This is a genomic window from Staphylococcus pseudoxylosus (assembly GCF_003697915.1).
Taxonomy (GTDB): Bacteria; Bacillota; Bacilli; order Staphylococcales; family Staphylococcaceae; genus Staphylococcus; species Staphylococcus pseudoxylosus.
Genome location: NZ_RCVN01000006.1, coordinates 12987 through 30296, shown reverse-complemented (window position 1 = coordinate 30296; position 17310 = coordinate 12987). Strand labels below are relative to the sequence as shown.

The window sequence follows — 17310 nt, the reverse complement described above, 5'->3', positions numbered from 1 at the left end:
ATGAGCTAGCAATCAATATTAAGAATGTTGATTACTAGCTCATCCCTTTATTTTTGAAATTTTATATTAAATGTAAATAACTGTCATATGAATTTCAACGAATAAAGAGGTAGTCTATACTTTAAAAAAGATTATAAATATATTGATGCATATTTTTAATGATTTTAAAACATTAATCATTGGATGTAAAATACATTTTTTAATGTTACATAGTCTGATGCTTACAGAATAATAATCTTTATCTAAATTTAGTTATATCAAGGGATTAGATGGATTTTAAAGGAGATAAAATAGTTCGTTAAAATAGCAAGTTGACTGTTGTATTACAGTATAATAACAAAGACAAATGTCTATGGGTTATGTGCTATATTATTCTTGATTAAAATTAAGATAGCAAAGGATGAAAGATGTAATGAAGAAAGGCTTAACATTTTCTATAACAACGGCAGCAATGTTTTTTGGTATAAATGGTATCGCATCAGCAGACCAAATCCATACAGTGAAGGAAAACGCTAAATTAACAGATATAGCTCAAGCATTTGCAACATCAACTACTGAAATTCAAAATTTAAATCAAATAGATGATAGAGCGTATGTTCAAGCAGGAGAAAAATTAGTGCTTCCAGACAATGATATTGTAGAAGTAAAAGTTGGAGATTCAATTCAAAGTATCGCAACTGCACATCAATTGACGGTTGAACAACTTATTCAATTGAACCCAAATTTAGGAGACATGATATATCCTGGTCAACTTATCGCAGTTTCTGAGAAAGGTTCAGCACATTTAAATAATCAAATACAACAAATGTTTAACGAGCAAATCGAAGGGCAAAGTAATACCTCAGACGGTAATTACAATGAATCAATTAATGAACAATCAACACCAAATCGTGCTACAACATCAACACATATGGCATCTATTGCACCACAAACGTGGTCAAACGTTAACGCACAAGATGTAGGTCAAAACCATCAACAAGTGCATGTTGATGGCAATGTGGAATCTAACGAACACTATAGCCCAGTACAAAAAGCTTCAAATGGCAATAACTATTACACATGGGGACAGTGTACATATTACGCTTTCGATAGACGCCAACAATTAGGAAAATCTGTTGGTAATTTATGGGGAAATGCGAATAATTGGGCTTCAGCAGCTCGTCAAAATGGCTATCAAGTAAATCACACGCCAGAAGTTGGAGCTATTTTCCAAAGTAATGCTGGTAACTATGGTCATGTAGGTGTAGTGGAACGTAAAAATTCAGATGGGTCTATTCTTGTGTCAGAAATGAACTGGCAAGGGGTAGGACAAAAATCTTATAGAACAGTTCACAACACAGGACAATATAATTATATTCACTAATTAATACTAGAGCTTTCAGTTTGAACTTAGAACAAATAGGTTGATATTTTGTTTTATAAGATAATGAGTGAAATCGTAAACTAACTATGTAAATTTGATGAAATGAATGTAGAAGAAATGACTAACTAAGTTGAAAGCTGTGTTCATGGGAGTGGGACAACGAAATCATTGTAACGTCATATGATTTCGTTGTTTCACTCCCTCGTTATATTAATTAAAGAAGTATGTTTATAATACAAATAAATAATTATTTTTAAGGATATTGGTAAGACATTTTATTTGTTGAGTGATATTATAAAAACAAGTATAATGATTCATTAAATAAACTAGGAGGCGATGTCATGGGAGTACATCAATATTTTAAACGCTTATCTGATTTAGAAAAATTAATTAGATTGCCAGGTAAATTTAAGTATTTCGAGCATAACGTCGCTGCCCACTCATTCAAGGTGACTAAAATAGCTCAATATTTAGGCACAGTTGAAGAGTATCATGGGAATGAAGTGGATTGGAAAAGCTTATATGAAAAGGCATTAAACCATGATTTCGCGGAAATATTCACAGGTGATATTAAAACGCCTGTAAAGTATGCTAGCGGAGAATTAAAGAAATTATTCTCACAAGTTGAAGAGGAAATGGTAGATCATTTTATAAATGAAGAGATTCCAGAACCATATCAAGCTATCTATAGAGAAAGATTACAAGAAGGTAAGGACGATTCATTAGAAGGTCAATTACTTTCGGTAGCTGATAAAATAGATTTATTATATGAAACATTTGGAGAAATTCAAAAACGTAACCCAGAACAACTATTCTTTGAAATATATGAAATGTCATTAGAGACAATAATGCAATTTGATCACCTTAGCTCGGTTCAAGATTTTATAGAAAATATCATTCCTGAAATGTTGACGGAAAAGTTCATTCCAAAATCTGAATTACGAGAAACAACCATGGCTATTTTAAATAATAGGAACGGGTGAATGGAATGATTTGGTATGCGCTTGCGGCCTTTTTTCCTTGTATATTTGTTGTGTTGTTTAGTGTATTAACGAGAAATAAATGGGTAGGAACAATCCTAACATTAGTTATTATAGGCGCATCTGTACAAAAAGGATTCTTCCATAGTGAGTGGATTATTTTTATAGATGTAGTGTCTATGCTGGCAGGATATCTCATTATTGATCAATTAGAATTGCACAAAAAAGAAGACGATTGAAAAGTAAGTATTGAGCAACCTAATTGCTATAATTTAATAAGCGCTTTATAATTATATGGCTTAAGATAATTAAAAATATGATTATAATGCAAATTTATGCAAACATGGTAGAGTGACTATGTTTGTTTTTATTTATATAGAACAAGATTAATCAGAACGAACAAATGTTTGCTTTTATGTTTGCTAATCTGTTAAAATATGTAACGAGTATAAGCACCTTCGGAAAAATATTACGCCAAAAAACAATGTATATAGCCTAATATAAAGATTTTAAATAGGTTCTAAGCGTTAGAAATGATATAGGAGGTAGGGGTTATAATATGGAACATTATCCGTTTAAACTGCATTCTGATTTTGAGCCTCAAGGAGATCAACCAGAAGCCATTAAAAAAATTGTGAATGGTGTCAATGAAGGAAAAAGACATCAAACGTTACTTGGGGCTACAGGGACAGGTAAAACTTTTACGATGAGTAACGTTATTAAACAAGTGGGTAAACCTACGTTAATTATCGCACATAATAAAACACTAGCAGGACAGTTATATAGCGAATTTAAAGAGTTTTTCCCTGAAAACAGAGTGGAATATTTTGTCAGTTATTATGATTATTATCAACCAGAAGCTTACGTGCCATCGACTGATACTTTTATAGAAAAAGATGCCTCCATTAATGATGAAATAGATCAATTACGACATTCAGCAACGAGTGCATTATTTGAAAGAGATGATGTTATTATCATAGCTAGTGTCAGCTGTATATATGGCTTGGGTAATCCAGAAGAATATCGTGATTTAGTCGTAAGTGTGCGTGTTGGCATGGAAATGGACAGAAGCGAATTACTGAAAAAATTGGTTGACGTGCAATATACAAGAAATGATATTGATTTCAGACGTGGTACGTTCCGCGTTAGAGGCGATGTAGTAGAAATCTTCCCAGCCTCAAGAGAAGAAATGTGTATAAGAGTAGAATTCTTTGGTGATGAAATAGATCGTATTCGTGAAGTGAACTATTTAACAGGCGAAGTATTAAGAGAACGAGACCATTTTGCGATATTCCCAGCGTCACACTTCGTAACACGCGAAGAAAAAATGAAATTAGCCATCCAAAGAATTGAAAATGAATTAGAAACACGTTTGACTGAATTACGTTCAGAAAATAAATTGCTAGAAACACAACGTTTAGAACAACGTACGAATTATGATTTAGAGATGATGCGAGAAATGGGCTTTTGTTCAGGTATAGAAAACTATTCCGTTCATCTAACTTTACGACCAACAGGTTCAACACCTTATACGCTTCTAGATTACTTTGGTGATGATTGGTTAGTAATGATTGATGAGTCACATGTTACATTACCGCAAATTAGAGGGATGTATAATGGTGACCGCGCTCGTAAACAAGTACTGGTAGACCATGGTTTTCGTTTGCCCAGTGCTTTAGATAATAGACCACTAAAATTTGAAGAATTTGAAGAGAAGACGAAGCAATTAGTTTATGTATCAGCTACACCAGGTCCATTTGAATTAGAACATACAGATGAGATGGTACAGCAAATTATCCGACCAACAGGTTTATTGGATCCTAAGATTGAAGTTCGACCAACAGAAAATCAAATCGATGATTTAATTGGAGAAATTCAAGACCGTATTGATCGAAACGAACGCGTGCTAGTAACTACTTTAACTAAAAAAATGAGTGAGGATTTAACAACTTATTTGAAAGAAGCGGGAGTAAAAGTTAATTATTTACACTCAGAAATTAAAACACTAGAACGAATTGAAATTATTCGCGATTTGAGAATGGGCACATATGATGTCATAGTCGGAATTAATTTATTAAGAGAGGGTATTGATATACCAGAAGTATCTCTCGTAGTGATATTAGATGCAGATAAAGAAGGATTCTTGCGTTCACAAAGATCACTTGTTCAAACAATTGGACGTGCTGCACGTAATAGCCGTGGTGAAGTTATTATGTATGGGGATAAAATTACTGATTCTATGCGTTATGCGCTAGACGAAACAGAAAGACGTCGTACAATCCAAGAAGCATATAACGAAAAACATAACATTACACCTATGACTATTAATAAGAAAATACATGATGTGATTAGTGCTACTGTTGATAACGATGAAACTAATGACCAGCAACAAACGGAAGTTCCTAAGAAGATGACGAAAAAAGAGCGCGAAAAGACAATTGCAAATATAGAAAAAGAAATGAAGAAAGCGGCGAAAGATTTAGATTTCGAAAAAGCTACAGAGCTTAGGGATATGTTATTTGAATTAAAAGCAGAAGGGTGACACAAATGAAGCAACCATCCATTGTAGTAAAAGGGGCACGTGCCCATAATTTAAAAGATGTTGATATAGAAATACCTAAAGACAAACTTATAGTTATGACCGGACTTTCAGGTTCAGGTAAATCATCTTTAGCATTTGATACAATATATGCTGAAGGACAACGTAGATATGTGGAATCATTAAGTGCCTATGCGAGACAGTTTTTAGGACAAATGGATAAGCCAGATGTAGACACGATAGAAGGCTTATCTCCAGCAATTTCAATAGATCAAAAAACAACGAGCAAAAATCCAAGATCTACTGTTGCGACCGTAACTGAAATTTACGATTATATTAGATTACTCTATGCACGTATAGGGAAACCATTTTGCCCTAATCATGGTATTGAAATAGAATCACAAACAGTACAACAAATGGTCGATCAAGTCATGAAATTAGAAGAACGTACTAAGATTCAAATTCTCGCACCAGTGATTACACATAGAAAAGGCGCCCAAGAGAAGTTAATTGATGATATTAGTAAAAAAGGTTATGTACGTGTAAGAGTAGATGGTGAAATAACTGATGTAAATGAAGTACCTGCATTAGATAAAAATAAAAACCACACTATCGAAGTAGTCATCGACCGTTTAGTTGTTAAAGAGGGTATTGAATCACGTTTGGCAGATTCTATCGAAACAGCATTGCAACTTTCTGAAGGTAGCCTCATTGTGGATATCATTGACGGTGAAGAATTAAAATTCTCAGAAAATCATGCTTGTCCAATTTGTGGTTTTTCAATTGGAGAATTAGAACCACGTATGTTTAGTTTTAACAGTCCATTTGGTGCTTGTCCAACCTGTGATGGCTTAGGCCAAAAACTGACTGTGGATTTAGATTTAGTAGTTCCTGACGCTAACAAAACATTAAATGAAGGCGCTATTGTTGCCTGGGAATCATCTAGTTCTGATTATTATCCAACATTGTTAAATCGTGTTTGTGAAGTGTTTAAAATAAATATGGATAAGCCTTTTAAAAAGCTTACAGATCGGCAAAAAGATATTATTTTATATGGTTCAAAAGGCAAAGAAATTGAATTTACCTTCAAACAACGTAATGGCCAAACACGCAAACGTACAATGGAGTTCGAAGGTGTAATCAATAACATCAATAGAAGATATCATGATTCTCCATCTGAATTAGTAAGAGAAATGATGAGTAAATACATGACTGAATTGCCATGTGAAACTTGTCACGGTAAACGGTTAAGTCGTGAAGCATTATCTGTTTATATTGCAGGGAAAAATATTGGTGATGTCGTTGAACAATCTATCAAAGAAGCATTGCATAGTTATGAACATATAGAGCTGTCTGAACAAGATAGAAAAATTGCTAACCAAATTTTAAAAGAAATCAATTCAAGATTAGAATTCTTATATAACGTTGGACTAGAATATTTAACATTGAACCGCGCCTCTGGCTCACTATCTGGAGGTGAGGCACAACGTATTCGCCTTGCGACTCAGATTGGTTCAAGACTTTCAGGCGTACTTTATGTCTTAGATGAACCTTCTATCGGGTTACACCAACGAGATAATGATCGGTTAATTAATACGCTCAAAGAAATGCGTGATTTAGGTAATACCTTAATCGTTGTTGAACATGATGACGATACAATGCGCGCAGCAGACTTCTTAGTTGATGTTGGTCCAGGCGCTGGCGAACATGGTGGAGAAATCGTTGCGAGTGGGACACCGAAACAGGTAATGAATAATAAGCAATCATTAACGGGCCAATATTTAAGTGGGCAAAAACGTATTGAAGTACCAGAAGCACGTAGGCAGATTACAGATCGTAAAATTAGCGTGAAAGGTGCTAGAAGTAACAACTTGAAAGATATAGATGTTGATTTTCCGTTATCAACAATGACTGTTGTCACAGGCGTTTCTGGTTCTGGTAAAAGTACACTAGTGAATGAGGTGCTTTACAAATCATTAGCAAAACATATTAATAAATCTAAAATAAAACCTGGTGATTACGATGAAATTCAAGGTATAGATCAATTAGATCGTATTATTGATATTGATCAATCTCCGATTGGTCGAACACCAAGGTCTAATCCAGCTACGTATACAGGGGTTTTTGATAATATACGAGATATATTTGCACAGACCAATGAAGCGAAAGTTAGAGGTTATACGAAAGGTCGTTTTAGTTTCAACGTTAAAGGCGGTCGTTGTGAAGCGTGTAAAGGCGACGGTATCATCAAAATAGAGATGCATTTCTTACCTGATGTGTACGTGCCTTGTGAAGTTTGTGGTGGCTCTAGATATAACCGCGAAACACTAGAAGTGACATACAAAGGGAAAAATATTGCTAATATTTTAGCTATGACGGCAGAAGAAGCTACGTCGTTCTTTGAAAACGTACCTAAAATTCATCGTAAATTGAAAACGCTAGTAGATGTTGGGTTAGGTTATGTAACTTTAGGTCAGCCTGCTACTACTTTATCCGGCGGCGAAGCGCAACGTGTGAAGCTTGCTTCAGAATTGCATAAACGATCTACAGGTCGATCCATTTATATCTTGGATGAGCCTACTACTGGTTTACATGTTGACGATATTAGTCGTTTATTAAAAGTGTTAAATACACTTGTAGAAAACGGTGACACTGTAGTTATTATTGAACATAATCTAGATGTGATTAAAATGGCTGACCATATCATAGACTTAGGACCTGAAGGTGGCGATGGCGGTGGTACACTCGTTGCTACTGGTACGCCTGAAGCAATTACAGAAGTTGCAGAAAGTTATACAGGTCGATATTTAAAGCCAGTATTAGCTCGTGATACAGTTAAATAAAATCACGATTCGCTATAGACTAACGAACTTTATTAAACAATATTAAAATAGACTCCTTATAAATAACGCGAAATAGTGTTACTGATAAGGAGTCTTTCTTTTGGTTTTACTGTAAAAAATATACAATTGTTAGGTGACTGAACTATAAATGGAAGATATCGTTTATAATTAGTTAGACAGCGATGTGATTAAAGTGATTAATTATTAATCTTCTACACTTTTTAATATGGATTATCAATTCTTTTTGATATGATAATAACTATACTATAAAAGTCGGAGAAATATTGATAGAGGTGAACCAATGTTAACTACAAAAAGTTTAGTAGAACGCTTCGAACTTGAGATGATTGCAGGCGAAGCAGGGTTAAATAAGCAAATTAAAAACACTGATATTTCAAGACCTGGATTGGAAATGGCGGGGTATTTTTCTCACTATGCTTCAGACCGAATCCAATTATTAGGTACTACGGAATTATCTTTTTATAATTTATTGCCAGATGAAGAACGTAAAGGACGTATGAGAAAATTATGCCGACCTGAAACACCGGCAATTATTGTGACGAGAGACTTAGAACCACCAGAAGAATTGATTGAAGCTGCTAAAGAACATGAAACACCTTTAATCAATTCTACAATTGCTACTACACAATTAATGAGTCGATTGACTACGTTTTTAGAACATGAACTAGCTAGAACGACATCACTCCACGGTGTACTTGTGGATGTGTATGGTGTAGGTGTACTAATAACTGGTGATTCTGGTATTGGTAAAAGTGAAACAGCCTTAGAATTAATTAAAAGAGGTCATAGACTTGTAGCAGACGATAACGTTGAAATTAGAGAAATAAGTAAAGATGAATTAATTGGTAGAGCACCCAAATTAATAGAACATCTACTAGAAATTAGAGGTCTGGGCATTATCAATGTTATGACTTTATTCGGGGCTGGGTCGATTTTGACAGAAAAACGATTACGCTTGAATATTCATTTAGAAAACTGGCACAAAGAAAAATTATACGATCGTGTTGGATTAAATGAAGAAACATTGCGCATTCTAGATACAGAAATCACGAAGAAAACGATACCCGTTAGACCTGGTCGTAACGTAGCAGTAATCATTGAAGTAGCAGCAATGAATTATAGACTAAACATTATGGGAATTAATACAGCTGAAGAATTTAATGATCGTTTAAACGCAGAAATTTTACGTAATGGTAATAATGGTGAGGAGAAATAAGCAATGTTAACATTAAATTATATCAATCCTATTGCATTTGAATTAGGACCGATTTCGGTCCGATGGTACGGAATTATCATTGCGGCTGGTATACTATTAGGCTATTTTATAGCACAGGCTAGCGTGAAAAGGATTGGCTATGACCAAGATACGCTAGTTGATATTATTTTTTGGAGTGCCATATTCGGTTTTATTGTGGCAAGAATCTATTTTGTTATTTTTCAATGGCCTTATTACATACAAAATCCAATTGAGATACCAATGATATGGCATGGCGGTATTGCGATACACGGTGGTTTAATTGGAGGATTTATCACCGGTATTATTATTTGTAAGCAAAAGAATATTAATCCCTTTCAAATCGGTGATGTAATTGCACCTAGTATGATTCTTGGCCAAGGTATTGGAAGATGGGGAAATTTCATGAATCACGAAGCGCATGGTGGACCAGTTTCAAGGTCTGTGCTTGAAAATTTACATATACCCGATTTTATTATTGATAATATGTACATTGATGGTAAATATTATCAACCAACGTTTTTATACGAATCCATATGGGATATTTTAGGTTTTGTTATATTAATTTTATTAAGAAAACATCTGCGTGTTGGTGATACATTCTGCCTTTATTTAATATGGTATTCTATCGGTAGATTTTTTGTGGAAGGCATGCGTACAGACAGCCTAATGTTAACAAGTGATATTCGTGTAGCTCAGTTAATGTCTATTATATTAATTCTAGTTGGTATTATCATAATGATTATTAGAAGAGTGAAATATCGTTCGCCACATTATAAAGATGTTGGTCCGTTATCATGGCCAAACCCAAAAGTGAAGTGATAAAATAACATGCGGAATTTAAAAAGACAGAAGTCACATGGCAAAAATCCACTGTGGCATATGTACCGTTACGTGAGGATTGTTAAAATTTTCAAGCAGACGGTGATTATTGAAATTTGTCGCTATATACCTATAGTGAAGTTAAAGCATTGGATATATCGTAAATTTTTGAAAATGAACATCGGTGCAGAAACGGCATTTGCGTTTAAAGTCGTTCCGGATTTACTTTACCCAGAATATATTACGATAGGTAAAAATTGTGTCATTGGATATAATACAACTATTTTGACGCACGAATTTCTAGTGGATGAGTTTAAAACAGGACCTGTCCATATCGGTGACAATACTTTAATAGGTGCAAACGTAACTATTTTGCCTGGTGTTACTATAGGAAAGAATGTCAAAGTTGGTGCAGGTGCCGTTGTTTCTAAAGATATACCAGATAACACATTGGCTTATGGGAATCCCATACAAATTAAAAGTTAAAAACATAGGAGGTGGGCATGGATGGCGCATAACGACAATATAATACCAATGAAGTTTGATAGTCAGTTTTATAAAAAATTAGGTGAACAAAAATTTCACCAACAAGAATATAAAAAGGCTGCAGAACATTTTAAAAAAGTGCTTGAAATGTCACCTCAAGATTTTGATATAAAAGTAAAATATTCGGAATGTCTAGTAAATATAGGGCTAGGTAATAAGGCAGAACATCTTTTTTATGAAAGTATAGCGCAAGATGAATTTGTGGAAGAAAGTTATTTTCAGCTTAGCCAACTTAATATTACGATGAATGAAGCTAATAAAGCATTCCTATTTGGAATCAATTATATTACAATGTCTAACGATGAAGATTATAGAGATGAACTTGAAGAGATGTTTGAAGTATCCTACCATTCTGCTGAAAAAATTGAAACAGAAAGTCAACTATTCGCCATACAACTCATTTTTCAATATTTATTTTCCCAAGGTCGTTTACCAGAAGCAAGGAATTTTATTTTAAATCAAAATGATGACATACAAGCACATCGCGTCGTACGTAATTTGTTAGCAATGTGTTATTTATATTTAAATGAATATGATACGGCGAAAGAGATGTTTGAACGTTTATTGAGTGAAGATAATAGTGATGTACATGCCTTATGTCATTATACGTTATTACTCTATAATACAAATGATAAAGAGAAATATCAGCGCTACTTAAATATTTTAGGAAAAGTTATGCCTATGAATGATGACGAATCGTTCAAATTAGGGATAGTCCTATGTTATTTAAGACAATATGAAGCATCGCAAAAGATATTACATCCTCTTTATAGAAAAGGGAAATTCCTATCTATACAAATGTATAATGCGCTCAGCTATAATAATTACTATTTAGGTAATTTGGAAGATAGTAAATATTTTTGGTCTAAACTACAAGAGATTACTCAAGTAGACGTTGGCCATGCCCCGTGGGTTATAGAAGAAAGTAAAGCTTACTTTGATCAACAAATCCTACCATTATTATTAAATGACGATAGTCACCATAGATTGTATGGCATTTTTTTACTTAATCAATTAAAGGGAAGAGAAGTATTATTGACCCAAGAAATTTGGGGCGTATTAGAATCTATGAATGATTATGAAAAATTATATTTAACATACCTTATACAAGATTTAAAATTAAACAAGTTAGATTTTATTCATAGAGGTTTGTTAATGCTTTATGATGTAGAATCATTGAAAAATAATGAAGAATTATTTATTATATGGATTGATCAAGCGGAAGCAATTATTTCTGAAAAGGTAGACTTAAGCAATGTCGATAACTATGTAGCGGCATTTGTATATATGTATTTTCGGAATACCGATATCAAAGTGACGAAACAACAAGTATTAGAATGGTTTAATATCTCAGCGTATCGCTTGAATAAAACAATCGATTATTTAGTGAGCATATAAGTTTATAAAAAGCAAGAAATCATATATACTTCGCATAATGAATTATTAAATAGGAGGCAATTAAATGGCTGAACAAGTGGATTTTGATATTGCAATTATCGGTGCAGGTCCAGCAGGCATGACTGCTGCAGTTTACGCATCTCGTGCAAATTTAAGCACAGTAATGATTGAACGTGGCATGCCTGGTGGTCAAATGGCGAATACAGAAGAAGTTGAAAACTTCCCAGGATTTGAAATGGTAACAGGTCCAGACTTATCAACAAAAATGTTTGAACACGCGAAAAAATTTGGTGCAAAATATCAATATGGTGATATTAAATCAATTGAAGATAAAGGATCTTATAAAGAAATCAATCTTGGTAATAATGTAATTACAGCTCATGCAGTTATCATTTCAACTGGTGCAGAATATAAAAAAATCGGAGTACCAGGTGAACAAGAACTTGGCGGTCGTGGTGTAAGTTACTGTGCGGTTTGTGATGGTGCATTCTTTAAAGGTAAAAAATTATTTGTTATCGGTGGCGGAGATTCAGCTGTTGAAGAAGGTACATTCCTAACAAAATTTGCTGACAGTGTCACAATCGTTCACCGTAGAGATGAATTACGTGCACAAAAAATACTTCAAGATCGTGCATTTAAGAATGACAAAATTGATTTTATTTGGAGTCACACGCTAAAAACAATTAATGAAAAAGACGGTAAAGTTGGCTCTGTCACATTAGAATCAACTAAAGATGGTGCAGAACAAACATTAGATGCAGACGGTGTATTTGTTTATATTGGCATGAAACCATTAACTGTACCTTTCCAAGATTTAGGTATTACTAACGAAGTTGGATATATTTTAACTAATGAAGATATGAGTACTAATATTCCTGGTATTTATGCAGCAGGTGACGTTCGTGAAAAAGGCTTACGTCAAATCGTAACAGCAACAGGTGATGGAAGTATTGCCGCACAAAGTGCAATTGCATATATTGAACACCTTAAAGATACAATTGAAGCATAATTAAAAATTAACTGAGCCAATCAGAATTAATTAATTAATGTAATTCGGTTATATAGTTATTGCTAGAATGTTAAACTTACGCTAGATTGTAAGTGAACGCATTCTAGCTTTTTTTACATAAAGCATTGTACGACTGGTAAAGTTGTCATGGTTAAATTTTAAAAGCCAAAAAGGATTGAATACAAATAATCCCATAGTGACAAATGCTTAGACTACTACCTTAGACCTTTTTCATGTAAAATAGTTTATGATACTATGAGACTATTAGCTATGAACGCGTCACTTTAAAGAACGAACATAATAGTCGCTCAATATAACGATTTAACAATAATTTTGATAAATAAACAACGGATGGTGTGAAAAGATGCAACCGGAAGAACAAGATATAGTGAAAAGTGAATTATTAGTTGTTACAGGTTTGTCAGGTGCCGGAAAGTCTGTGGTTATACAGAGCTTAGAGGACATTGGATATTTTTGCGTAGATAATTTACCACCAATTCTTTTACCGAAATTCGTCGAACTTATGCGACAAGGTAATCCTTCCCTACAAAAAGTAGCAATCGCAATAGATTTAAGAGGTAAAGAATTATTTAAATCGCTTGTTAAAGAAATTGATTTAATCAAAGGTGATTCAGATGTTATCGTTGATATGATGTTTTTAGAAGCATCTAATGAAAGACTGATTTCTAGGTATAAAGAAACACGTCGTGCACATCCTTTGAATGAAAGAGGACAGCGCTCATTAATTGAATCTATTGAAGAAGAACGCGAATTATTGACTGAGATTAAGAGCTTGGCAAATTATACGATCGATACTTCACAAATGAAGCCAAAAGAATTGCGCAAGCGTATTGGTGACTATTTTAATCAAAGTAATTATCAAACTTTTAATATCAATGTAACAAGTTTTGGTTTTAAACATGGTATACAAATGGACGCCGACTTAGTGTTTGATGTAAGGTTTTTACCCAATCCACACTATGTTGACGATTTGAGACCATTAACTGGTGAAGATGAGCCGGTCTATAAATATGTCATGAAATGGAAAGAAACTGAAACTTTTTATGAAAAATTAATGGATTTATTAAAATTTATGATACCAGGTTACAAAAAAGAAGGTAAATCTCAGCTTGTTATTGCCATTGGATGTACTGGTGGGCAACATCGTTCTGTCGCATTAGCCAAACGAATCGGAGCAGAACTCAAAGAGAGTTTTGACTATAATGTTTATGTGCATCATAGAGACGCACATGTCGAAAGTGGCGTGAAACATAAAGATGAGAAGAATTAAACTTGTACTTATAGGTGGAGGTACAGGTTTATCCGTTTTAGCACGTGGTTTAAAAGATTATCCTATAGATATTACGACAATTGTTACAGTTGCTGATGATGGGGGTAGTACTGGAAAGATAAGAAGTGAAATGGATATACCTGCTCCAGGCGATATACGAAATGTAATTTCAGCATTAAGTGAAACTGAATCAACATTAGAACAATTATTCCAATATCGATTTAAAGAAAATCAGGTTGAAGGGCATTCTTTAGGTAATTTATTGATTGCTGCACTGACAAACATTAATAATGACTTTGGACATGCAGTTAAAGAATTGAGTAAAATATTAAATATTAGAGGTAGTGTCATCCCTTCAACTAATACGAGTGTAAGATTAAATGCAGTGATGGAAGACGGAGAAATTGTCTATGGCGAATCTAAAATACCTAAAAAGAATAAAAAGATAGAACGCGTATTTTTAGAACCAGAAGATGTAAAACCAATGGAAGAAGCTGTAGAAGCTATTGAAGAAGCGGATTTAATTGTATTGGGGCCAGGCTCTTTATATACGAGTGTTATATCTAATCTTTGCGTTAAAGGTATCTCTGAATCATTACTTAAAGTTGATGTACCTAAACTATATGTATCGAACGTTATGACCCAACCTGGAGAAACGAATCATTATACAACACTCGACCACGTTAAAGCGATACATGACCACATAGGAAGTCATTGTATTAACTATGCCATTTGTAGTACGCAACCGTTTCATGGTGATGTAGTCGAACGTTATAGAAAAGATAACGCTGAGCCTGTGCAATGTGATATAGCTGAAATGGAAGCTCAAGGTATTAAAGTGTTTACACATCCAAACATGGTTGAAGTTTCCACTGAAAATTATGTGCGACATAATACTGAAGTTCTTTCTAAGATGATCTATGAAATTGCTATGCAGGAAACAGAAACAATAGAATTTACTCGTGACAAAGAAAATGATGAAAAGTATTAGGTGAGACTATAAAGATAAGAAGGGACTGATTGTAATGAGCTTTGCATCCGATATGAAGAATGAACTAACAAGAATAGAAGTAGATGAAGAGAATGCAAAAGCAGAGCTCAGTGCCCTTATTCGAATGAATGGTGCACTCAGTCTATCCAATCAACAATTTGTTATCAATGTACAAACTGAAAATGCTACGACAGCTAGACGTATCTATTCACTAATCAAAAAAGTATTTAATGTTGAAGTGGAGTTACTAGTAAGAAAAAAAATGAAGCTTAAAAAAAATAATATATATATTTGTCGCATTAAAGCACGAGCAAGAGAAATTTTAGATGAATTAGGTATATTAAAAAATGGCGTTTTCACGCATGAAATTGACCAAGGTATGATTTATGAAGATGAAATGAAAAGAAGTTATTTGAGAGGGGCTTTTCTTGCTGGCGGTTCAGTTAATAATCCAGAAACATCTTCTTACCATCTAGAAATCTTCTCATTGTATGAAGATCATTCTGAAGGTATCACACAATTGATGAATGAATATGAATTAAACGCCAAGCACCTTGAACGTAAAAAAGGAAGTATCGCATATCTAAAAGAAGCGGAAAAAATATCAGACTTTCTTAGTTTAATTGGTGGTTTCCAGGCATTGTTGAAATTCGAAGATGTGCGCATCGTACGTGATATGAGGAATTCTGTAAATAGGCTTGTTAATTGTGAAACGGCAAATTTAAATAAAACAGTAAGTGCTGCAATGAAGCACGTTGAAAGTATTCATCTCATTGATAAAGAAATAGGATTAGACAATTTACCTGATAGATTACGTGAAATCGCAAAATTAAGAATAGAACATCAGGAAGTTTCATTAAAAGAATTAGGTGAAATGATGTCTACTGGAAAAATATCTAAATCTGGTGTAAACCATCGTCTGCGTAAATTAAATGAAATGGCTGACAAGATACGAAGTGGAGAATCAATAGAGTTGTAAATTAGCACTGCAATCGCGTAATTTACTAGATTTGAATTTTTTCTATATAAATAAATCATATTTGGTCATTTTTTAAATAATTATGCTAATATATTATAAAAGTAATCATTTCAATTACTGACACCTTGTATAGGTGTCTTTTTTATATCATTAAAAAATTGAGTCTAAAGTCGAATCATGTCGTAGTTTAATTAAATAGTTTAGACAATAAGGAGGGCATACATGTTAAATTTTATTAATAAGCATTATAGAAATATTTTATTTTGTTTCATCGGTACATTAATTAACGCAATAGGGGTGAATTGCTTTTTACTTGGTTCTAACCTTGGAGATGGTGGGACTGTTGGCATATCACTTTCTTTACTGTATGCCTTTGGTTTATCCCCTGCATGGACCTCTCTAATTATAAATACGATTGTTGTGTTGATTGGTTGGAAATTTTTAAGTAAAACGGTTGCTGTTTATACGGTTATCTCAAATACTGCGTTGTCTTTCTTTTTACATTTAACTGAAAATATTAATCTCGGCATCGATAATTTTGTTATTAATTCGGTTTTTGGTGGCGCGATTATCGGTATTGGTGCTGGTTTGGTTATATCAACAGGTAGTACACTTGGTGGGACATCTGTAATTGCTAAAATAGTAAATAAGTATTCAGAGATTAAAACATCACAAGGTATTTTTATCCTTGATGCATTGGTGGTACTTTCTTTTTTAATGGTATTACCGTTAGAAAATGTCTTATTTACAATCATTATGCTATTTGTTACTGAACGAGCAACAGCATTTATAATTGAAGGATTTAACCCTAAAAAGGCAGTTACTATAATTTCAAATAAAAGTGAAGTAATTAGTGATAAGATCAATGCTTTTACAGGTAGAGGCTCAACAATACTTACTGGTAAAGGCGGTTATGGGAAAAATGAAACACATATGCTTTATGTCGTCGTGCCACAGTCACAAGTGACAAGAGTAAAAAAACTTGTAAATGAAGAAGATGAAAATGCCTTTTTAGTCATCCACGACGTACGAGATGTTTTAGGAAGTACTTTTATTAATATGAGTTAATCAATGAAACTGAAGCTATGGTTGCATTGATTGAACAATTGCCAATTGGCAGATTAGCTAAACCAGAAGAAGTGGCATCTGTCGTTCTATGGTTATGCTCCCCATGGGCAAGTGATATGATTGGCCAAGCCATTTCAGTAGACGGTGGCTTTACAATTCAATAAGTATTAAAGTCAGAATGGTATACAAAAAAGGGACGCCAATTATGGCATCCTTTTTTGTATGT

The 17310-nt window shown here is 33.7% G+C and carries 15 protein-coding genes; all 15 read left to right on the top strand.

Going from position 1 to position 17310, the window contains the following annotated elements:
• The first annotated feature begins 412 nt into the window (after positions 1-412).
• The 15 genes from D9V42_RS06465 (at position 413) to D9V42_RS06395 (ending at position 17248) form a co-directional block, all read left to right on the top strand.
• The gene (locus D9V42_RS06465) at positions 413-1363 is read left to right on the top strand and encodes a CHAP domain-containing protein (RefSeq protein ID WP_122064004.1); all 951 of its coding nucleotides are present in this window, start codon (positions 413-415) and stop codon (positions 1361-1363) included.
• A 341-nt stretch (positions 1364-1704) separates the two neighbouring features.
• Entirely contained in the window at positions 1705-2346 is a 642-nt protein-coding gene (locus D9V42_RS06460) for a YfbR-like 5'-deoxynucleotidase (protein WP_029377670.1), read from the top strand.
• A gap of 5 nt (positions 2347-2351) precedes the next feature.
• On the top strand, positions 2352-2582 hold the full coding sequence (locus D9V42_RS06455; RefSeq protein WP_107531850.1) for a CsbA family protein: 231 nt from the start codon (positions 2352-2354) through the stop codon (positions 2580-2582).
• 320 nt (positions 2583-2902) lie between these two features.
• Positions 2903-4885, top strand: a complete 1983-nt coding sequence (gene uvrB / locus D9V42_RS06450) for an excinuclease ABC subunit UvrB (protein ID WP_122064002.1) — start codon at positions 2903-2905, stop codon at positions 4883-4885.
• Positions 4886-4890: 5 nt separating this feature from the next.
• Positions 4891-7725, top strand: a complete 2835-nt coding sequence (gene uvrA / locus D9V42_RS06445) for an excinuclease ABC subunit UvrA (RefSeq protein WP_122063999.1) — start codon at positions 4891-4893, stop codon at positions 7723-7725.
• Between the two features lie 301 nt (positions 7726-8026).
• Entirely contained in the window at positions 8027-8962 is a 936-nt protein-coding gene (hprK, locus tag D9V42_RS06440) for an HPr(Ser) kinase/phosphatase (protein ID WP_122063997.1), read from the top strand.
• 3 nt (positions 8963-8965) lie between these two features.
• Positions 8966-9802, top strand: coding sequence for a prolipoprotein diacylglyceryl transferase (gene lgt, locus D9V42_RS06435; protein WP_122063994.1), 837 nt, complete (start codon positions 8966-8968; stop codon positions 9800-9802).
• Positions 9803-9811: 9 nt separating this feature from the next.
• The gene (locus tag D9V42_RS06430; RefSeq protein ID WP_107554905.1) at positions 9812-10288 is read left to right on the top strand and encodes a DapH/DapD/GlmU-related protein; all 477 of its coding nucleotides are present in this window, start codon (positions 9812-9814) and stop codon (positions 10286-10288) included.
• Between the two features lie 21 nt (positions 10289-10309).
• Positions 10310-11746 carry a tetratricopeptide repeat protein gene (locus D9V42_RS06425; protein WP_122063992.1) on the top strand — a complete coding sequence of 479 codons (1437 nt, stop codon included), beginning with the start codon at positions 10310-10312 and terminating at the stop codon, positions 11744-11746.
• Between the two features lie 64 nt (positions 11747-11810).
• Positions 11811-12755 carry a thioredoxin-disulfide reductase gene (trxB, locus tag D9V42_RS06420; protein WP_107531693.1) on the top strand — a complete coding sequence of 315 codons (945 nt, stop codon included), beginning with the start codon at positions 11811-11813 and terminating at the stop codon, positions 12753-12755.
• 364 nt (positions 12756-13119) lie between these two features.
• Positions 13120-14046 carry an RNase adapter RapZ gene (gene rapZ, locus D9V42_RS06415; protein ID WP_107531692.1) on the top strand — a complete coding sequence of 309 codons (927 nt, stop codon included), beginning with the start codon at positions 13120-13122 and terminating at the stop codon, positions 14044-14046.
• Positions 14033-15037, top strand: a complete 1005-nt coding sequence (locus D9V42_RS06410) for a gluconeogenesis factor YvcK family protein (protein WP_107556215.1) — start codon at positions 14033-14035, stop codon at positions 15035-15037. The genes rapZ and D9V42_RS06410 overlap by 14 nt, the downstream gene beginning before the upstream one ends.
• A gap of 34 nt (positions 15038-15071) precedes the next feature.
• A complete protein-coding gene (gene whiA, locus D9V42_RS06405) occupies positions 15072-16016 on the top strand; it encodes a DNA-binding protein WhiA (protein WP_107531690.1) in 945 nt (314 codons plus the stop codon).
• A 222-nt stretch (positions 16017-16238) separates the two neighbouring features.
• Positions 16239-17084, top strand: coding sequence for a YitT family protein (locus D9V42_RS06400; RefSeq protein ID WP_122063989.1), 846 nt, complete (start codon positions 16239-16241; stop codon positions 17082-17084).
• A 17-nt stretch (positions 17085-17101) separates the two neighbouring features.
• Entirely contained in the window at positions 17102-17248 is a 147-nt protein-coding gene (locus D9V42_RS06395; RefSeq protein ID WP_122063986.1) for an SDR family oxidoreductase, read from the top strand.
• The last annotated feature ends 62 nt before the right edge of the window (positions 17249-17310 follow it).

What these genes read in the sequence shown, in the direction of transcription:
- uvrB (WP_122064002.1), top strand. Translation starts at nt 2,903, where the DNA reads ATGGAACATTATCCGTTTAAACTGCATTCTGATTTTGAGCCTCAAGGA.
- hprK (WP_122063997.1), top strand. Translation starts at nt 8,027, where the DNA reads ATGTTAACTACAAAAAGTTTAGTAGAACGCTTCGAACTTGAGATGATT.
- D9V42_RS06425 (WP_122063992.1), top strand. Translation starts at nt 10,310, where the DNA reads ATGGCGCATAACGACAATATAATACCAATGAAGTTTGATAGTCAGTTT.
- D9V42_RS06455 (WP_107531850.1), top strand. Translation starts at nt 2,352, where the DNA reads ATGATTTGGTATGCGCTTGCGGCCTTTTTTCCTTGTATATTTGTTGTG.
- lgt (WP_122063994.1), top strand. Translation starts at nt 8,966, where the DNA reads ATGTTAACATTAAATTATATCAATCCTATTGCATTTGAATTAGGACCG.
- whiA (WP_107531690.1), top strand. Translation starts at nt 15,072, where the DNA reads ATGAGCTTTGCATCCGATATGAAGAATGAACTAACAAGAATAGAAGTA.
- rapZ (WP_107531692.1), top strand. Translation starts at nt 13,120, where the DNA reads ATGCAACCGGAAGAACAAGATATAGTGAAAAGTGAATTATTAGTTGTT.
- D9V42_RS06460 (WP_029377670.1), top strand. Translation starts at nt 1,705, where the DNA reads ATGGGAGTACATCAATATTTTAAACGCTTATCTGATTTAGAAAAATTA.
- D9V42_RS06400 (WP_122063989.1), top strand. Translation starts at nt 16,239, where the DNA reads ATGTTAAATTTTATTAATAAGCATTATAGAAATATTTTATTTTGTTTC.
- D9V42_RS06395 (WP_122063986.1), top strand. Translation starts at nt 17,102, where the DNA reads ATGGTTGCATTGATTGAACAATTGCCAATTGGCAGATTAGCTAAACCA.
- D9V42_RS06430 (WP_107554905.1), top strand. Translation starts at nt 9,812, where the DNA reads ATGCGGAATTTAAAAAGACAGAAGTCACATGGCAAAAATCCACTGTGG.
- D9V42_RS06410 (WP_107556215.1), top strand. Translation starts at nt 14,033, where the DNA reads ATGAGAAGAATTAAACTTGTACTTATAGGTGGAGGTACAGGTTTATCC.
- uvrA (WP_122063999.1), top strand. Translation starts at nt 4,891, where the DNA reads ATGAAGCAACCATCCATTGTAGTAAAAGGGGCACGTGCCCATAATTTA.
- D9V42_RS06465 (WP_122064004.1), top strand. Translation starts at nt 413, where the DNA reads ATGAAGAAAGGCTTAACATTTTCTATAACAACGGCAGCAATGTTTTTT.
- trxB (WP_107531693.1), top strand. Translation starts at nt 11,811, where the DNA reads ATGGCTGAACAAGTGGATTTTGATATTGCAATTATCGGTGCAGGTCCA.